This is a genomic window from Vibrio sp. H11 (assembly GCF_004804295.1).
GTDB classification, from domain to species: domain Bacteria; phylum Pseudomonadota; class Gammaproteobacteria; order Enterobacterales; family Vibrionaceae; genus Vibrio; species Vibrio ostreae.
In genome coordinates, this window is sequence record NZ_SSHN01000009.1 from 37508 (window position 1) to 55335 (window position 17828).

General features: G+C 50.2%; 14 protein-coding genes. 11 read left to right on the forward strand and 3 right to left on the reverse strand.

What is annotated here, in order from left to right; translation table 11 throughout:
- Positions 1–218: 218 nt before the first annotated feature.
- Together E6C74_RS14380 and E6C74_RS14385 are read left to right on the forward strand one after the other, a co-directional pair.
- Positions 219–1661, forward strand: coding sequence for a sigma-54 dependent transcriptional regulator (locus E6C74_RS14380; RefSeq protein ID WP_136486408.1), 1443 nt, complete (start codon positions 219–221; stop codon positions 1659–1661).
- The gene (locus tag E6C74_RS14385; protein ID WP_136486658.1) at positions 1648–3717 is read left to right on the forward strand and encodes a cache domain-containing protein; all 2070 of its coding nucleotides are present in this window, start codon (positions 1648–1650) and stop codon (positions 3715–3717) included. The genes E6C74_RS14380 and E6C74_RS14385 overlap by 14 nt, the downstream gene beginning before the upstream one ends.
- Positions 3718–3867: 150 nt before the next feature.
- Here E6C74_RS14385 and E6C74_RS14390 read toward each other — a convergent pair whose 3' ends face one another.
- From E6C74_RS14390 to E6C74_RS14400, 3 genes are all read right to left on the reverse strand, one after another.
- Positions 3868–4755, reverse strand: coding sequence for a mechanosensitive ion channel domain-containing protein (locus E6C74_RS14390; protein WP_136486660.1), 888 nt, complete (start codon positions 4753–4755; stop codon positions 3868–3870).
- A gap of 20 nt (positions 4756–4775) precedes the next feature.
- Positions 4776–7142 carry an ATP-binding protein gene (locus E6C74_RS14395; protein ID WP_206208414.1) on the reverse strand — a complete coding sequence of 789 codons (2367 nt, stop codon included), beginning with the start codon at positions 7140–7142 and terminating at the stop codon, positions 4776–4778.
- 211 nt (positions 7143–7353) lie between these two features.
- Positions 7354–8184 (reverse strand): formate dehydrogenase accessory sulfurtransferase FdhD, encoded by an 831-nt coding sequence (locus E6C74_RS14400; RefSeq protein WP_136486411.1) that lies wholly within the window; start codon positions 8182–8184, stop codon positions 7354–7356.
- Positions 8185–8613: 429 nt separating this feature from the next.
- Here E6C74_RS14400 and E6C74_RS14405 point away from each other — a divergent pair, with 429 nt between their 5' ends.
- The 9 genes from E6C74_RS14405 (at position 8614) to E6C74_RS14445 (ending at position 17594) form a co-directional block, all read left to right on the forward strand.
- Positions 8614–9081, forward strand: a complete 468-nt coding sequence (locus E6C74_RS14405; protein WP_136486413.1) for a DUF3305 domain-containing protein — start codon at positions 8614–8616, stop codon at positions 9079–9081.
- Complete coding sequence (locus E6C74_RS14410) at positions 9071–9748, forward strand: DUF3306 domain-containing protein (RefSeq protein ID WP_136486415.1); 678 nt, start codon at positions 9071–9073, stop codon at positions 9746–9748. Before E6C74_RS14405 ends, E6C74_RS14410 begins: the two co-directional genes overlap by 11 nt.
- 261 nt (positions 9749–10009) lie before the next feature.
- The gene (locus tag E6C74_RS14415) at positions 10010–11671 is read left to right on the forward strand and encodes a 4Fe-4S binding protein (RefSeq protein ID WP_136486417.1); all 1662 of its coding nucleotides are present in this window, start codon (positions 10010–10012) and stop codon (positions 11669–11671) included.
- Between the two features lie 86 nt (positions 11672–11757).
- Positions 11758–12372: a molecular chaperone gene (locus E6C74_RS14420; protein WP_240798196.1), complete on the forward strand. Its 615-nt coding sequence runs from the start codon at positions 11758–11760 to the stop codon at positions 12370–12372.
- A 59-nt stretch (positions 12373–12431) separates the two neighbouring features.
- The gene (locus E6C74_RS14425) at positions 12432–12635 is read left to right on the forward strand and encodes a twin-arginine translocation signal domain-containing protein (RefSeq protein WP_136486664.1); all 204 of its coding nucleotides are present in this window, start codon (positions 12432–12434) and stop codon (positions 12633–12635) included.
- A gap of 10 nt (positions 12636–12645) precedes the next feature.
- Complete coding sequence (locus E6C74_RS14430; RefSeq protein ID WP_136486421.1) at positions 12646–15501, forward strand: formate dehydrogenase subunit alpha; 2856 nt, start codon at positions 12646–12648, stop codon at positions 15499–15501.
- 11 nt (positions 15502–15512) lie between these two features.
- Positions 15513–16121 (forward strand): formate dehydrogenase FDH3 subunit beta, encoded by a 609-nt coding sequence (gene fdh3B / locus E6C74_RS14435; RefSeq protein ID WP_136486423.1) that lies wholly within the window; start codon positions 15513–15515, stop codon positions 16119–16121.
- Between the two features lie 5 nt (positions 16122–16126).
- Positions 16127–17185, forward strand: a complete 1059-nt coding sequence (locus tag E6C74_RS14440; protein WP_136486425.1) for a formate dehydrogenase subunit gamma — start codon at positions 16127–16129, stop codon at positions 17183–17185.
- On the forward strand, positions 17172–17594 hold the full coding sequence (locus E6C74_RS14445) for a hypothetical protein (RefSeq protein ID WP_136486427.1): 423 nt from the start codon (positions 17172–17174) through the stop codon (positions 17592–17594). The genes E6C74_RS14440 and E6C74_RS14445 overlap by 14 nt, the downstream gene beginning before the upstream one ends.
- The last annotated feature ends 234 nt before the right edge of the window (positions 17595–17828 follow it).

The window sequence follows — 17828 nt, forward strand, 5'->3', positions numbered from 1 at the left end:
TTAAGGCACCCGACACAATGCAATCGCAATGCCAGATTACAAGAGGGGGCATCCAGCATTAATTGTTTATTATCTAAGCAAAAAACACGAGCAAATGACGAAAATTGTCGTAAAAGTATGTGTTAGTGCACATAGCTTGGACAAAATGTCCCACTCTATGCGTAATGAGTCTATGGTTAATTGCGTCTTTCTGTCCCAATTGGAGTGAATAAGCCAACATGTCGCAAATTTTAGATTCTCAACCTGCACTGAAATATCAGGCATTTTCTGTTCTGGTGGTCGATGATGAACCCGGTATGCAGGCTATTTTAAAAAAATCCCTCGGCAAATGGTTCTCCAAGGTAGATTGCACCGGCAGCATTGAGCAGGCCGAAGTTCTGCGCTGTGAACATCATTATGATCTGATCATTCTAGACATTAACCTGCCAGGCCGCGCCGGCACGGAATGGAACGAGGTGTTCAGCGATGAGGAGCGCCGCGCAGACGTCATCTTTATGACCGGCTATGCGGATCTCGATACCGCAATCAGTGCATTGAAACTTGGTGCCTCCGATTTCATTCTTAAACCGTTCAATCTGGATCAGATGCTGCAAGCGGTCACCCGCTGCATGGATAAACGTCTCAATGAGCGGATGCAATACGCGCTGCAACGCGATTACCAGCGTCACTGCGCCACGCAGATCATTGGTCACTCACAACAAACAGAGCTGCTTAAACAGCTTATCCTGCAATTCGCGCCGTCTCGAGCGTCGGTATTAGTTGAGGGCGAATCGGGAACCGGTAAAGAGTTGGTGGCACGCGCGATTCATGAGGCCAGTGAGCGTTCAGGGCCTTTTGTGCCGCTTAACTGTGGTGCGATTGCCCCGGAGCTGCTGGAAAGTGAGCTATTCGGGCATACATCCGGCGCGTTTACCGGGGCTAAAAAAAGCCGTGAAGGTCTGTTTCGGGTTGCCAATGGCGGTACGCTGTTTCTGGATGAAATCGGTGAAATGCCGCTTGCCATGCAATCGGCGTTGTTGCGCGTTCTGGAGCAGAGAGCGATTCGTCCGGTTGGCTCGGAAAAAGAAGTGGCGATTGATGTCCGGGTGGTGGCGGCAACTAACCGTAACCTGCAGGATGAAGTCGACCAGGGGAATTTCCGCCGCGATTTGTACTACCGCCTCAATGTACTCAAAATTGATGTTTGTCCGCTGCGTGAGCGCAGCGCCGATTTAAAAGAACTGGTGCCGTTTTTTACCAAAAACCTCTGTGCAGAGCTGGCTATGCCGGTACCCAAGTGGGCCCATGAGGATGTGTCGGCCATGCTGACCTATGAGTGGCCGGGTAACATTCGTGAACTCAAGAACCTGATTGAACGCTGCATTCTGTTAGGTAAGCCGCCAGCGCACTATTGGCGTGAGTTACATGGTCTTTCTGAGTTGGATGTAGTGACAACGTCACATGATATTGACAGCCAACAAACATCAGCAGCAACCGAGTCAGGCGGTGAGCAAGTGGGATATCCTAACCACTGGACACTGAAAGATGTCGAGAAAGCGCACATTATGCAGTTGGTGGACTTCTACCAAGGCAACAAATCCGCTGCCGCGCGCGATCTCGGTGTCGCGAGAAAGACGCTGGAGCGAAAATTCAAAGAGTGGGACGGTGATGAAGCTAGCTAACCGGACCCTGCTGCAAAAATGGCGTTATCGCTTAAAAACCACAGTGCGCTACCGTCTGCTGATCCTGACATCCGCTCCGATCTTGTTCACGCTGGTGGCATTGATCGCGATCTCCATTTACTGGTCGCTGCATTACACCTGGCAAAGTGCGTTAGTTGATGTTTCCGAGCGCCTTGGTGTCGCGCGTAACAGCGTCAGCCTGCTGCAGCAACGTCAGGCCAATGAGGTCCGGGCATTTGCTGAGTCATACGCGTTTCGTCGCCGTGTATTGCAGATGAGTAATGGCGCTGCCAATAACCCGCTTTCGCTCCGGCAGTGGGTTTCTGCGCAAAAGGCTCGCTACTCTCTCGACTTCCTCAATTTTGCGCCGATTGATCCCTCACAACATGGTTTATCGCAACAGCAGGCTCGCTATCAGGCACTTAGCGCCCGTGACTCGTTTTTCGATGTGCTCAGTCATGAAGAATTGACAAAGTTGTCGCCGGCATTAGCCGAGCGCGCCAAGATCCGGAACGACCACAGCCACAGCGAAATAGTGGAAACTCGTGGCCTGGTGAGCCGCACGATTGTCGCGGTTAACGATGAACATCAAAACCTGATTGGATTTCTCGATGGTGGCCTGTTGCTCAATAACAGCAGCGCTTTGGTCGATCAACTCAGGGATCTCATTTATCCGATGCGACGTGAGCAGATGCGCTCTGTGGGTACGGTCACCATTTTTCTCGATGCTTTGCGGATCAGCACCAACGTGCCGCTCGACAGTTCAGAGCAACAGGGCCGTGCAGTCGGAACCCGGGTATCTGACGCGGTGCAGACCCAGGTTTTACAACAGGGCCAGCAATGGGTTGATCGGGCTTATGTGTATGACGCCTGGTACATCACTGCCTATGAGCCGATTCGTGACTCGAATCAGCAGGTCATCGGTATGTTATATACCGGCCATCTGCTGTGGCCGTTTGTCAAAAGCTATCTGACCAACATCGTGGAAATAGCCATTGCGACTTTGTCTCTGCTGCTGGTTTCAGGCATTTTTGTTTACCGTGGCTCGCGCGATTTGTTCCGGCCGATAGAACGAATCCATCGTGTCGTGAAGCTGGTTCAGTTAGGCAAAAATCAGCGTATTGGCGAGCTGGGCCTGGATCATGACCATGAACTGGCTCAATTGGCGCGGCAGTTTGATAACATGCTTGATTTGTTGCAGCAACGAAATGAAGAGATTCAGCGCGCGGCTCATGAGCTGGAAGGAAAAGTCAGCGAGCGGACCGCCAGTCTGCAGGACAAAACAGCCGAGCTTGAGCACCATATTCAACTGCTGAACCAGACCCGTGACAAACTCATTGTGCACGAGAAGCTGGCGGCTCTTGGTGAGCTTACTGCAGGCATTGCACATGAAATCAATAACCCGACCGCAGTGATCCTGGGCAACACAGAACTGATTCGGTTTGAACTCGGTGATGATGCTAAACGGGTCGAAGAGGAGATTGACGCCATTCTGTTACAGATTGACCGCATACGGAATATCACCCGCAGTCTGCTGCAATACAGCCGTCATGGCGGCGTCCAGGATGAAATCACCTGGCAGCACATCAATCCGATTATTGAAGAGAGCATCACGTTGGTGAAAACCGGCACCAAGAAGCGCGACATCGAGTTTGTTACCCGGTTTGAAGCTCAGAGTTCAGTTGAGGTGAATCGCCATCAGTTGTTGCAGATCCTGGTGAACCTGCAGATGAACGCGATTCATGCCATGAACGGACAGGGAAAATTAACGATTAGCAGTGAAGACTGGTGCGAGCAGGGTGAAGTGCTTGGCGCCGTGGTCCATATCGAAGATCAGGGGTGTGGTATTAAACCCGAACACCTCAAGCGGGTGTTTGACCCGTTTTATACCACAAAACGGGAAGGAACAGGTTTGGGTTTGTCGGTTTCGCAGAGTCTGCTCAGCCAGACTGGTGGTGAGATACGAGTTCGGTCTGAATATGGTAAAGGCAGTACCTTCAGTGTCTACCTGCCGAGTAAGGCAGATGCACACCTGCTGATTACTAAAGCGTCCTGAGTCGTTGTGTTTCAGCTAAAAGCGGCCATGCCCAAGAGCGGCATGGCCGCTTTCTATAAACTCGTTACGCTTTAAACTGATTACTTTGTAAAAACAATCAGTTTGAAACCTGTCACGCTTGGTGCAGGAATTTGTCAAAACGGTCTGGCATCAGATATTCTGAAAGGCACTGTTTGGCGGTTTAATGCCGTGGGTTTTAAATTCTTTCATGACCCGCAACGTAATATCGGTTTCAAATAATTTTTCGTAAGACGTATCGACCACGTAGGCTTTGCAGGTAAGCTGCACCGCCAGATAGCTTTCGGTCATGGTCTGTTTGACCAATACCACGACTGGTTTTGGCAGATGAATGTAGCGGCTTGATGAGGCCGCTTCTTGTATCAGATCGCGAGCCAGCGCAATATCTTCATCCAAACCGACATAAAACGGGATCACCACCTGCATATCCAGCGCGCCATAGTTACCGCTGGAGGTGATTTCATTGAGAAATTTGTTATTGGGGATGGTGATGATGTCATCGGATAAGGTCCGCATCCGCACCGAGCGCAGCCCGATTTCAATAATATCACCATAATGACCTTCGAAAGTGACGCGGTCACCAACCTGGAACGGCCGGTCAATCACCACCGTGATTCCGGCAATAAACGAAGCCGCGAGATCTTTTAACGCAAAACCAACCGCGACCGCCAGCGTACCGCCAATCAGTGCCAGCATGTGGTCATTAATGCGGAAGCTGAGCATCAGCACAATCGCCGCAACGCTGAGATACATAAAGAACTGGAAAAACGACTGGAATTTCTGCAGTAACATGCGGTACTGGACGAACTGAGTTCCCAGCGTTCTGATCAGAGATTTGACGAACTTGAGCAGCAGCCAGGTCGCGGCGACGACCAGTAGCGAAAAGAACACACCACTCCAGCGCACCAGGCTGGCAATCTGTTTAATATCCTGTATGTCTGAAACGGCTTCTTCGGCGGCTGAGGGGGCACTTATCATCAGCGCAAGGCTGCACAGCATAATAATAGCGAGATGCGGTATGGGTATATGGGATACTTTCATTACTTCACCAACAAATGTTGTCTGTCCAGAACATTGGTAATGGCGCGATACCAGTGGTCGGAAATTCGGGTTTTATCTTCCGCCCATTCCAGATATCCCCGACTTTCAAAGTAGCGCATAATGCCAATCACCTCAGGGATGGTCAGTTGAGTACATTCCGATAATTCATCCGGAGAGGCGACTTCCAGTTGCACGATTGAGCGCAGCACAGCCAGCATGGGTTTGGGCATGGATTCCAGATCATGCGCATCAGGGGTATGAAACAAGCGCACCACAACCTGATGGTTCTCCTTATGACGATGCAAAGAACGGCGAAAAAAGCGCAACGCCACGGTCGGGTTGCCATCGGAGTAGTGCAACAGAATACGATAGAACCCCAGGCGTGAGCGTTCTTTATCACTGTGCTCTTCATCGCCCCATTGGCGGGGAACCAGTAACCCCTCAAAGGATATCGGCGACTGCTTATCCTGATTGATGCGGCTGTCGAGCAATTCACCTAGCTGTACTTCATTCCAGCGCGGCAAAATAGTCACCCAGTCAAACAGCAGTCGTTCACCACGTGCGCGATCGACAAACCGCCAGCTCGATTTTTCAATTGCCATCACCACACGGTGATTCTGCTTACTGCGGCGCAGTAAGTTGGTCAGATGCAGTAATCTCTTGAGACCACCGACGGTTGGCTTAACCAGGCGCTGTGCATTATCAATCGCAATCAGATAACTTTGCTCACTCTGTCGCAGCGCCGCGATGATCTGCACTTCACTGGCATCCTCGCTCAGGTTAAGTTCTACCGCCAGTTGGGATAGCAGGTTATCCAGACCAGAATAGGGGCAATTGAGATAAACCGGTCGGGCGTTTTTCACTTTATTCAGCAGGCGATGCAACAAGGTCGTGGTGCCAATCCCACGCTCGCCGGACACCACACACATCGCCGGACTGTCACTGAGCAAATAGCGGCTCAACTGCTGAAATTCATCTTGCGCGTACTCAACCAGGGGACTGTCCATATGGCCCGGTAGTACATAATCAAAGGTTTCGTCGCCTTTAACACGGGTGTACTCCTGTTCATTACAGCGGTTATTATTCTGCTTGGCCGCCTCGATACGAAACAGGTAGGCCAGCGCCTGACTGCAAAAGGAATAGCTCGACATCAGTGACACGAGTTGACGTTGTAGCGTGTTCAATCCTATCCAAAGTACACCAAGAACCGTCGCCGGAATGCATGCCAACCAGGTGCTCTGTTTTTTCTCTGCCCATTTTACCCAAAGTGGTTTATCCGTCTGCTTGTCGATAACCGCAAAGGTGCGCTCTCGCCATAGCATCAGTACTGAAACCACCATCAGCACAATCCAGACGCTCAGCGCATCGGTGAGCCAGTAATAGAGGGTGTTTTTGGCCAGTAAGGGTAAGGATAACTGGACAATCAGGCCGCTGATGACCGCAGTACGAACCAGACGACGAATCGAAGTCTGGCGTAAATCGATCAACGCCTGATTGGACGTGCGACGGGTACGATAGAAGTACTCGCTGATCAGACTGATGGCGATGCGACCGCCCAACAGCCACCAGATGGCCCATTGCAGATAGCGCAGCGCCTGCAGGCTCTCCAGCTGAATAAGACTCTGCAGGACAAGAGTCAGCGCTATCATCCAGGCAATCGTGCGGTTGGCTTTACTCACATACCACACCAGTCGCGCCCAGATGGCCGGTTTCTGTTTGTTTTGCAGATAAGTACGCCAGAACAATTTGATCAACGGCTGGCTGTGACCCAGCCACCAGAACAAGACGGCAAAGATCACCATGACTCTCAGTACCATTCCGCAGAAGGAAAGAGGCGCTCTGCTAACGTTGTGCCATAGAGTATCTAACTGCCTTATTTGCCAGTGCCATTGATAGTGCAGCATTAAACGCGCCTGCTGCAGTTCAAGCCGGGCCTGACTGACACCTTCTGAACTGAAACCGGTCAGGACGCTGCGGGTATACACATCACTAAGTTCAAGCAAACGTTGTTTGCTGTGGGACAAACTGGTCAGGGCTAAATAACTTTGCTGCAGATTAAACCAATTGAGTTCATCCGCTTGTTGCTGGTAGTGCTCCAGCAAGGTCGAAAATTCGGCAACCGTGTTCTGCTGTTGCAGCAAAGTTGCTTTCAATAACTGTTGCACACGTTGTTGCTGTGCGCGATCCATCATTGTCCGTTCAGGCAATTCACGGACGTTCTGTTCCAGATCCCGCATGCTTTGAGGCGTCTGGGCAACCAGATTGACATCATCGTACTGCCACTCAGCGGTGACGGAAAAGCTCAGCAGGCCGAGTAATAATGGTAAGAGCCAAGCTCGTAACCTAAAATGGAGGATAGCCGACATTGACGAGTTCACTTAATAAGTTATTGATTATCAAATTAAGTGTAGCTTAAGCAACTCGAACAGCGGGCCAAAATTTGTGATGGTGCTGCGAATTCAGTGAAGGCGGCAACGATGAACTGCCGTTACCTTTTCATCTCCTCATCTCTTTTCAACGTATTCTTTCAAATGGTACTAGCTTGGTTATTAGTTCTTGGTTATTGGTTATTAAAAACTAATCGGCCAGATGTCCTTTGACATCAAACTCGATTTTATCTGCGCCGCTGTAGACCTGAAAACGCAGGCCTTTTGCTCTGGCAATGGTTGTGATGCCGAACTGTTGCGCCAGATCGAGTCCCATCTGGGTCACGCCGGAGCGGGAGAGCAGTACAGGTATCCCCATCTGGGCAACTTTGATCACCATTTCTGAGGTTAAACGACCTGTGGTATAGAAGATTTTATCCTCGCCACACATGTTGTTGAGCCACATTTCTCCGGCCAGAGTATCCACCGCATTGTGGCGACCGACATCTTCGACAAACGATAACACCTGATCTTCAAAGCAGATTGCGCAGCCGTGTACGGCACCTGCCTTTTTATAAGTGTCGTTGTGATGGGTTGACGCTTCCAGAGCGGCATAAATCTGAGACTGTTTAAGCGGGCGTTGCGGAACCTGATAGTTCTCCAGCTGTTTCATCACGTTGCCGTACATGGTGCCCTGACCACAGCCTGAAGTAACGGTCTTTTTCTTTAACGCCGGCTCAAGGTGATCAATGTTTTCCCGGGTAACCACGGCGGCAGAATTGGTCTCCCAATCGATAATGATCGAGTCGAGCGCGTCAGGATCGGAAATAAAACTCTGATTTTTCAGGTAACCCAGCACCAAAGCGTCAGGCCGTGCGCCTAACGTCATCAGGGTCACGATTTCTTTCCAGTTAAGCAGTACGGTCAGAGGACGCTCACAAGCGATCGATTTGACCAATTTCTCCCCATATTCGTCATACACGTCTACATCCATGGTTTGTAACGGGTTTTCACTGGTTTTGATAACAGATAACTTGCTCACTGCGGCATCCTTTTTATAAGGTCAGGTTTCTTTTGCTATACGGTCCGGCTGGGGTGAAACATCAGCTCGCGCCTAAACCCTAGCTAAAAAGTTGTAAGTGGTCTAATCCAAGTGGCGTAAATTGTGTCTAAAGTACCAGAGTCGCCAACTCAAAGTGACGGAGTAACGAGTTAAAGTTCTCAAGCCATGAATTAAAGTTCAAAAATAACGAACAGATGGCTTAGTTATTGCTAAGTCACTATTTCAAATCTTGAAAAAACAACGTTCCGGGTGTGCTGAAATCAATTGACAGTCACAGACCAGGGCGGCAGTTTTAAAACATCATCTGCACTTTTAAGTGCTTAGATTTGTTCTAGACTATGAAAAAAGGCGCGATGTCGTGCCGATAAGAAAGTCAGACAGCTTAACGAGAATATTACGGAAACTCCCATGTCAGAACTGCAAATCAAAATCATGGATACAGAAAAGACCGAGACCCTTTGGCCCTTGGCCTGTGATCTGGTTGAGCACGAGATCACAACCGGAATGTGGATGACCACCCAATGGCAATTAACCGGTTTTGATCTGCATCCGAACCAGGACAGCGCATTTATCGCCGTGCTGGAACTGTATCGTGATGAACGAACCGACTATCGTTTCAACCTGAGTTCTCAACAACCTAAACTGTTTCTGGTACTGGAAAATCCAGACGCTGAAGGAACCCCTCCAAATATCATTACGCTCACCGCGTCACAGAGCGTGGCAGGCCAATATATGGATGGTGACTATCTGGTGCTTTCGGCCGATATGCCGCTGCCGATTCAGGCCTGGATGGAAGCCTTTATTGGCCGACATGGCGAATTGCTGGAAGTGAAACGTAAAAAACGCAAAGGGGCGGGCAGAGCCAGTGGACAATAATTCATTTCTTTCCCGCTGGTCAAAGCGCAAACTTGAAGAGCAACATGAGGACCTGGCTTCGTCGGCAGAAGACGGCTCTGGTTCAGAAACCGGCACGGCAGACATGGACTCAGCCACTCGAACCGATGAACTTGATTCACCGGGTTCAGATCTCGCTGATGGTTTTGAACCACAAACTGGCACCGAGGCAAACAGCCTCGCAGAGGACAGTGCCAATGAGCAACCCCAGTCGGTCGCTGCCTTACTGGCATCCCAAGCTAGTCAACAAGTAAAAAAAGCAGCGCTGCGTAAGCTGTTTTTGAGTGGTGAGTTTAACGAAGTCGATCGGCTTAATGATTACGATCACGATTACTCCAAAGTAAAAAGCTTGTCGACTGAAGTCGCGCAGGGTTTGCGTGACTGGCTGAACAAGGCCGATGATAAGCCGGAAGATAAGCCTGGCTCAGAGACACAACCTGTGCACAATAAGCCCGAAATGAGTGGCGCAGCTTCATCGGATGATCTGGTGGATGAAGAGAGCGATGTTGAAGCTATTAATGTTAATGGCACGCCAGGCAGGGAGGATGCGACGGCGCTGGACGGCAAACTTGCTGCATCCGCTCAATCTGAAACAGATCGTGCCGATCATCTCGACCACAAGGACGATGAGACTAAATCGACCACTTAATTCCTGATTGTTCAAAAACTCTTATCCCTAGAACTCTTAGCTCGATAACTATTATCTCGATAACGACCAGGTACATTTTGACCTAATACCTTTTCGACCAGATGAGACAATTTGTCTCATCTTTTTTATTTGTGCCGATACATTGATTAGTTTTATTTTTAACCGTTTGTTTTAAATCATTTTTATGGGTTGGAATGCTAATTGCTAAAGTAATCAAAAAGAGCGGGCACTCAAGATTCGCTCATATGATGGAAACGAGCAATGTTAAAGCAATATTTACAACAAGCGACATCTCCGAATGGACGTGCACGGTGGTCTGCCATTGAAAACACCGTTGAACTCACCAATTTAATTCCGCCTACCGTCAGTTACGAAAGTGGCGGGCATACGCTTATTCTTGGTCCAAGCAGCCTTATCGAACGGGCGGCGCTGCAATTATCGCAAATGGCGTCTGTCACTCTGTTGTCTGTGGACGGAGAGCCTTCCGAGAGTCATCATCTCTATTATGCAGACAGTGTTGAAATCAGTGGATTTCTCGGTGCATTCAGTGTTTCGGTCGAAAATCGCGGTCAGGAAATTAATTTGGCTCAGGCCGCAATCTCGCAGGACTGTTTTGATATCGTGCTGGATATGTCTCTGAATGGCGTTATGACTGAAGAAGTGCCTGTTCCCGGATATTTTCCGGTCGGGCGCGGACATCCCAAGTTGTCTGATGCGTTAGAAGAGATCCCTGACCTCATGGGAACCTTCGACAAACCGAAGTATTTCCGTCTCGATACCGATTTATGTGCTCACTCTTCACGAGGTGTGAAAGGCTGCGAACGTTGTGTTGATGCTTGCCCGGCGGGTGCATTGTCCAGTGAAGGCAGTGACAAAACGGGTCATCGGATTCAGATTAATCCGTATTTATGTCAGGGCATAGGAACATGTGCGACATCTTGTCCCACTGAAGCGATTCATTATGCATTGCCTAACCCGACTGACACACAAAAATTCATTGAGCGTCTGCTACGTAACTATGCGCAAGCCGGTGGTGAACAGGCTGTCATTCTGATCTGCAGCTCACGTCATGAGCAATATAACCTGATGGCGCTGCAGGCGCTGCCGGATAACGTGATTCCGGTCACTGTGGAAGAGCTGCCTTCAGTGGGCATGGACTCCTGGTTTGCGGCTTTGGTTAATGGTGCGACTCAAGTGCTGTTTGCAGCCAGTCGTCATATGCCACCTACGGTGATGCGTATCCTTAATCAGGAAGTCACGATGGCGCAGACATTCCTGAATCAGCTCGGTATTGATAAAGAGACCGTTGATATTCTTTTTCTCGAATCGCTGCGAGACGGTACACCGACCCTGTGTACGGAGCCACTCGGACTTCATCTGGGTGAACTGGAAGGCAATAAGCGTCAACGACTGTATCAGGCGCTTGACGCTCTGGCGGAGCACAAACAGATCGAGCCCGCTATTCAACCTTTGCCTGCGACCGCGGCCTACGGCGCGATTGAATGCTCTACTCAGGATTGTACCTTGTGTATGAGTTGTGTCGCGGTTTGTCCGACTCGCGCTCTTCATCATGAAGGCGATATGCCATCACTCAAATTCGTCGAGCAAGATTGTGTGCAATGTGGCTTGTGTGTCAAAGCCTGTCCTGAAAGCGCGCTGACCTCATCTTCACGCATCAATTGGGACAAACAACAGCGCCAGGCCGTCGTCACACTGCATCAGGAAGAGCCGGCCCATTGTCTGCGCTGTCAGAAACCATTCGCGCCACAATCGATGATCACCATGCTGCAAGATAAGTTACGTGGTCACTCACATTTCTCTGATCAGGCTTCGCTGAATCGTATCGCGATGTGTGAAGACTGTCGTGTTGTGGACGTGTTTGAGTCCATGGCTAACGATCCGGAAAAACAGCTCAATTACTAGGGAAGGAAAACATAATGCCAAGTGATCAGGCCATTCAATTTGATCCTGCACAACACCTTGAGCAAACCGAACAGGGTGATGATGCAATGCGTTGCGACATTTATCTTTTGCTGGCGGCTCTGTTGCGTGATGTACCTTCTGCGCCATTAATTGAGTTTCTGGCTGATCTGCAAAGCGAAGAGAATGCCACACCGATGGCGAATGCATGGCAGTCACTGTCCGCAGCAGCCCGCGCGGTAAAACGTCCGGATCTGGAACAGGAATACCAACAACTGTTTATCGGCATCGGGCGCGGTGAAGTCGTCCCTTTTGCTTCCTGGCATTTAACCGGTTCTCTGATGGAGAAACCGCTGGCCGACATTCGTTTCCACCTCAATCAAATCGGCCTGGAGCGTGATGAAGCGGTAAAAGAGCCGGAAGATCATATCGCAGCCCTGTGCGAGACCATGGCGTATCTGATCGAAAGTCGGGACATGGTGCAAAAAGCCTTTTTCAACCGTCACATTGCGACCTGGTACAACAAGCTGGTGGATCAAATGAATCAGGCCGAGCACGCCCAGTTTTATCGCGCTGTGGCCGAGTTGCTGGGCGCGTTTTTGACTCTGGAAAATGTCAGCCTGACCCAGGCGCCATCCAGTCGCAAGAATACACACAAAATTGAGGTGAAAAACCTCACCGATAAAGCTGAACAGCAATCTTAACCGATCAGCACAGGCTCCAATCATGCGGGTAACAGCAAGAACGGATAAAGGAAGCAATGATGAAAAAAGAACAAAAAGACATCAACCAAAGCAGGCGTGACCTGCTGAAAGGGTTGGGAACTGCAGCGGTCGCGGGTGCGGTCGTTACGGGCGTTTCTCAGCAAGCCATCGCCAGTGAAACACCGGTGCAGGCAAATAAGAATGAACTGAAGAAAGGGTATCACGAAACCCAGCACATTCGTGATTACTACGACACGCTATAGGAGCGCAGCGATGAGATTAACCAAACGTTCAGACAGCACGAGCAAAAACAGCAACCCGCTTGGGATCAGTCGCCGTGCGTTTATGAAAAATACTTCGCTGGCTGCTGGTGGCGCCGCTGTCGGTGCATCACTGTTTGCGCCGGGAATGCTGAAAAAAGCCCAGGCCGCAGACGTTGATCACAATGCGAAAACAGAAGTGAAGCGCACCATCTGTTCCCACTGTTCGGTCGGATGCGGTATTTATGCCGAAGTACAGAATGGCGTATGGACCGGTCAGGAGCCAGCGTTTGATCATCCGTTTAACGCCGGTGGCCACTGTGCAAAAGGGGCGGCACTGCGTGAACATGGTCACGGTGAGCGCCGTCTCAAATACCCGATGAAACTGGAAGGTGGTCAGTGGAAAAAGATCTCCTGGGATCAGGCGATCAACGAAATCGGTGACGAAGCACTGCGTATTCGTCAGGAGTCAGGTCCGGACTCAGTCTATTGGCTGGGCAGTGCCAAACACAGTAACGAACAGGCCTACCTGTTCCGCAAACTGGCATCGCTGTGGGGAACCAACAACGTCGACCACCAGGCACGTATCTGTCACTCAACAACCGTCGCCGGGGTAGCGAATACCTGGGGTTACGGAGCCATGACCAACTCCTTTAACGACATGCATAATTGTAAGTCGATCCTGTTTATTGGTTCCAACCCGGCCGAAGCTCACCCGGTTGCGATGCAACATATCCTGATCGCCAAAGAGAAGAACAGCTGTAAGATTGTTGTCGCAGACCCGCGTCGCACCCGTACAGCGGCCAAAGCGGACTATTACATTTCACTACGCCCGGGAACTGACGTTGCTTTTATCTGGGGTATTTTGTGGCATGTGTTCAAAAACAACTGGGAAGATAAAGAGTTTATCCGTCAGCGTGTGTTCGGTATGGATGAAATTCGCACCGAAGTGGCGAAATGGAACCCGCAGGAAGTCGAACGTGTTACGGGTCTGACTGAAGCCGAAGTATACAAAACGGCCAAAATTTTGTCGGAGAACCGTCCTGGTTGTGTGGTCTGGTGTATGGGCGGAACTCAGCACACCACGGGTAACAACAACACTCGCGCTTATTGTGTATTGGAACTGGCGTTGGGCAACCTGGGTAAATCCGGTGGCGGTGCCAACATTTTCCGTGGTCACGACAACGTGCAGGGCGCAACCGATCTGGGTGTACTGTCGCACACATTGCCGGGTTACTACGGTCTGGCGGATGGTTCATGGAAACACTGGTGTGGCGTTTGGGATGTGGATTTTGAGTGGGTGCAAAACCGCTTTGATCAGAACGAATACCGGGGTCAGAAACCCATCAATAACATGGGTATTCCTGTCTCACGCTGGATCGATGGTGTGCTGGAAGACAAAAAGAACATTGAACAGCGCGATAACATCCGTGCCATGTTCTATTGGGGTCATGCGGTGAACTCGCAAACCCGCGGCGTCGAAATGAAAAAGGCGATGCAGAAGCTGGATATGATGGTGATTGTTGACCCGTATCCGACCGTTGCCGCCGTCATGAGCGAACGTACCGACGGTGTGTATCTGCTGCCGGCCACGACTCAGTTTGAAACTTACGGCAGTGTGACGGCTTCCAACCGCTCGCTGCAATGGCGTGATCAGGTGATTGAGCCGTTGTTTGACTCCAAACCAGACCATGAAATCATGTATCTGATGGCGAAAAAACTCGGTATCGATGAGCAGTTGTGTAAGCACATCCGGGTTGAGAACAACCAACCCGTTATTGAAGACATTACCCGTGAGTTTAACCGTGGCATGTGGACCATTGGTTACACCGGCCAAAGCCCTGAGCGCCTTAAAGCTCACCAGCAAAACTGGCATACCTTCCACAAAACCAGTCTGGAAGCGGAAGGCGGCCCGGTCAACGGAGAAACCTATGGTCTGCCTTGGCCATGTTGGGGTACACCGGAAATGAAACACCCTGGCACCCATATTTTGTACGACACGTCGAAAACAGTCGCACAAGGTGGCGGTACGTTCCGTGCCCGTTATGGTGTTGAGTTTGAAGGTAAAAACCTGCTGGCAGAAGACAGCTTCTCGAAAGGCAGTGAAATTGAGGACGGTTATCCGGAGTTCAGTGATAAGTTGCTGAAACATCTGGGGTGGTGGGACGATTTGACTCCGGAAGAAAAAGCGGCGGCCGAAGGTAAAAACTGGAAAACCGATATGTCCGGCGGCATTCAGCGCGTTGCGATTAAGCATGGCTGTATTCCGTTTGGTAATGCCAAAGCTCGAGCCATTGTCTGGACCTTCCCGGATCGCGTGCCGCTGCACCGTGAGCCTCTGTACACGCCGCGTCGTGACCTGATAGCTGATTATCCGACCTGGGATGACGCGGAGTCTATCTACCGTCTGCCGACCCTGTATAAATCGATTCAGGACAAAGATGTTTCACAAGAGTATCCGATTATCCTCACCTCTGGCCGCCTGGTTGAATACGAAGGCGGGGGCGATGAAACCCGCTCCAACCCTTGGCTAGCCGAGCTGCAACAGGAGATGTTTGTTGAAGTGCACCCGAAAGATGCCAACGATCTTGGCTTTAAAGACGGTGAATACGTTTGGGTAGAAGGCGCTGAGAAAGGCCGTATTCATGTAAAAGCCATGGTGACACGCCGCGTGAAACCGGGCATGGCGTTTATTCCGTTCCACTTTGGCGGCATCTTCTCAGGTGAAGATTTGCGCGATAAGTATCCGGAAGGCACTCAGCCTTACGTTGTTGGTGATTCTGCAAATATCGCCACCACTTACGGTTACGATCCAACCACCCAAATGCAGGAAACCAAAGTCACTCTGTGTAACATCCGTAAGGCGTAAGGAGCTCAACCATGGCAAGAATGAAATTTATGTGTGACACCAAGCGCTGTATCGAATGTAACGGCTGTGTCACGGCATGTAAAAATGAAAACGACGACGCGTTAGAGTGGGGGATTCAGCGCCGCCGCGTTGTTACTCTCAACGATGGTGAACCGGGCGAAAACTCAATCTCTGTTGCCTGTATGCACTGTACCGATGCGCCGTGTATGGCAGTATGTCCGGCAGACTGCTTCGTGCATACGGAAGATGGCATTGTGCTGCACAACAAAGATCTGTGTATCGGTTGCGGTTACTGTCTGTTTGCCTGTCCGTTTGGTGCGCCGCAGTTCCCTAAAACCTCAGCGTTCGGCGAGCGTGGCAAAATGGACAAATGTACCTTCTGTGCCGGTGGTCCGGAGACAGAACCTGGTTCTGAGGAAGAGCGCAAGAAATACGGTGCAAACCGCATTGCCGAAGGCAAGTTACCGATGTGTGCTTCACTGTGTTCAACCAAAGCTCTGATGGCCGGCGATGCCGAAACCGTTTCTGACATTTTCCGTCAGCGTGTGGTTGAGCGTGGCGCAAAAGGCGCGGGTTGGAGCGATGGAGAAGATCTGTCTTACGACGCAACAAGGAGTTAATGGTGATGCGACATTTGATGACGCGCGCCATGCATTTTGTGCTGCCTTTGCTGACAGCACTGATGTTTTTTGCTGTTCAGCCTTCGTTTGCTGAGCAGCAAAGCAAACCTGATGTGGCGCAAAGAGAGTTCACGCAACTGGCCGGCGCAGATTACTGGCGTCAGATCCGTAATGGTGAAGCGGGCTATACCACTTCGCAAGGCCCGGAACACGGCGTGTTGATCAGTGCTCCCGGAGAAGCCTGGTACATACTGAAAGAGAAGTGGATGTCACCGGCAGGTGCGATTGCGATCTTTGGCAGTATCGCGATGGTCATCCTGGCCTACGTTCTGATGGGGCCAATTATGCTGAGTAAGCCTCGTACCGGGCGTAAAATTAAACGCTGGTCGCGGCTGGATCGTGCGATGCACTGGAGCATGGCGTTTACTTTTCTGACTCTGGCGTTCAGCGGACTGACTTTAGTCTACGGTAAACATTTTTTAAAACCTTATGTGCCGTCTGAAGTGTGGGGCTTTATTGTTTATTCCGCGAAGCAGTACCACAATTATATGGGGCCGCTTTTCTTCCTGCTGCTGTTATGTATGTTGTTCAAATGGTGGAAGAAATCCCTGTTTGATAAAGTGGACTTACAATGGTTTATGAAGTTCGGCGGTATGTTTGGCAAGCATAAGGGCACGCATCCTTCCGCCGGTTTCTCTAACGGCGGTGAAAAAATCGTCTACTGGATGCTAATTTTCGTCGGCGCGTTTGTCGCAGCGAGTGGTCTGATCCTTGATTTCCCTATTTTCGGCCAGACCCGACGTGATATGGAGCTTTCTAATCTGGTGCATATGATTTCTGCACTGGTGCTGATTTGCGGATTCATTTTCCATATCTACATCGGTTTGTTTGGTATGGAAGGGGCGTTGGAAGGCATGGTGACCGGTAAAGTCGATGAAACCTGGGCTAAAGAGCATCATGACTTGTGGTATGAAGAGATGAAAGAGCAGGGACAGATTGAACCTGCGGAAACCTCTGTCAACGCATCAACGGTTGATAAGGAGCCAAAGCATGAGACCCGCTAGCCAGAATAATTCGGTGTGGTTTGTTTATATTGCCAGCCTGCTGACCCCCTTTACCTGTCTGCTTTCAGGTGTTATCGGGATTATTTACGCGGGCTATCGCCTGGACAAGAATGAAGATGGTGACGTGGCGAATTCACATTACTATGGCCTGATTCGTACCTTCTTCTTGTTTTTGACCTTCTTTGTGGTACTGATTGTCTCGGTGGCGACCACTAATGGACTAATTATGGGGGTTCACCGATATTGGTACGCCCACAGCTGGCTGACGACAGTCGGGTCATTAATCCCATATTTAGGTGCTTTAATCGCCTTATTTGCGATTACGATTTGGGTGGTACGTATGTTCCAGGGCATGCAGCAGCTCAAAAGTAACATTCCTCACAAGCCGTCTAAAGGGCCAAACCTGTAAGGTATGCTTACATCCCAGTCAAACACCCGGCCTTGTCCGGGTGTTTTTTTTACCCAGCTGCGATATCTGTTGTTCAAAATGACATGGCTCGTAAGTGGCAGCCATTTAGCAAACAAGCCAGGTTATTAACTTTATTGCTACATATTTGTGCGCTCGAAATTGGTGCCAGAGATCCAATATGGTGCATTTAAGCGACGGCAATTAAGTGGCAACGCGATATTCGTGCCACTGACT

What these genes read in the sequence shown, in the direction of transcription:
- E6C74_RS14380 (WP_136486408.1), top strand. Translation starts at nt 219, where the DNA reads ATGTCGCAAATTTTAGATTCTCAACCTGCACTGAAATATCAGGCATTT.
- E6C74_RS14385 (WP_136486658.1), top strand. Translation starts at nt 1,648, where the DNA reads ATGAAGCTAGCTAACCGGACCCTGCTGCAAAAATGGCGTTATCGCTTA.
- E6C74_RS14395 (WP_206208414.1), bottom strand. Translation starts at nt 7,142, where the DNA reads ATGTCGGCTATCCTCCATTTTAGGTTACGAGCTTGGCTCTTACCATTA.
- E6C74_RS14405 (WP_136486413.1), top strand. Translation starts at nt 8,614, where the DNA reads ATGTCAGAACTGCAAATCAAAATCATGGATACAGAAAAGACCGAGACC.
- E6C74_RS14415 (WP_136486417.1), top strand. Translation starts at nt 10,010, where the DNA reads ATGTTAAAGCAATATTTACAACAAGCGACATCTCCGAATGGACGTGCA.
- E6C74_RS14420 (WP_240798196.1), top strand. Translation starts at nt 11,758, where the DNA reads ATGCGTTGCGACATTTATCTTTTGCTGGCGGCTCTGTTGCGTGATGTA.
- E6C74_RS14425 (WP_136486664.1), top strand. Translation starts at nt 12,432, where the DNA reads ATGAAAAAAGAACAAAAAGACATCAACCAAAGCAGGCGTGACCTGCTG.
- E6C74_RS14430 (WP_136486421.1), top strand. Translation starts at nt 12,646, where the DNA reads ATGAGATTAACCAAACGTTCAGACAGCACGAGCAAAAACAGCAACCCG.
- fdh3B (WP_136486423.1), top strand. Translation starts at nt 15,513, where the DNA reads ATGGCAAGAATGAAATTTATGTGTGACACCAAGCGCTGTATCGAATGT.
- E6C74_RS14440 (WP_136486425.1), top strand. Translation starts at nt 16,127, where the DNA reads ATGCGACATTTGATGACGCGCGCCATGCATTTTGTGCTGCCTTTGCTG.
- E6C74_RS14445 (WP_136486427.1), top strand. Translation starts at nt 17,172, where the DNA reads ATGAGACCCGCTAGCCAGAATAATTCGGTGTGGTTTGTTTATATTGCC.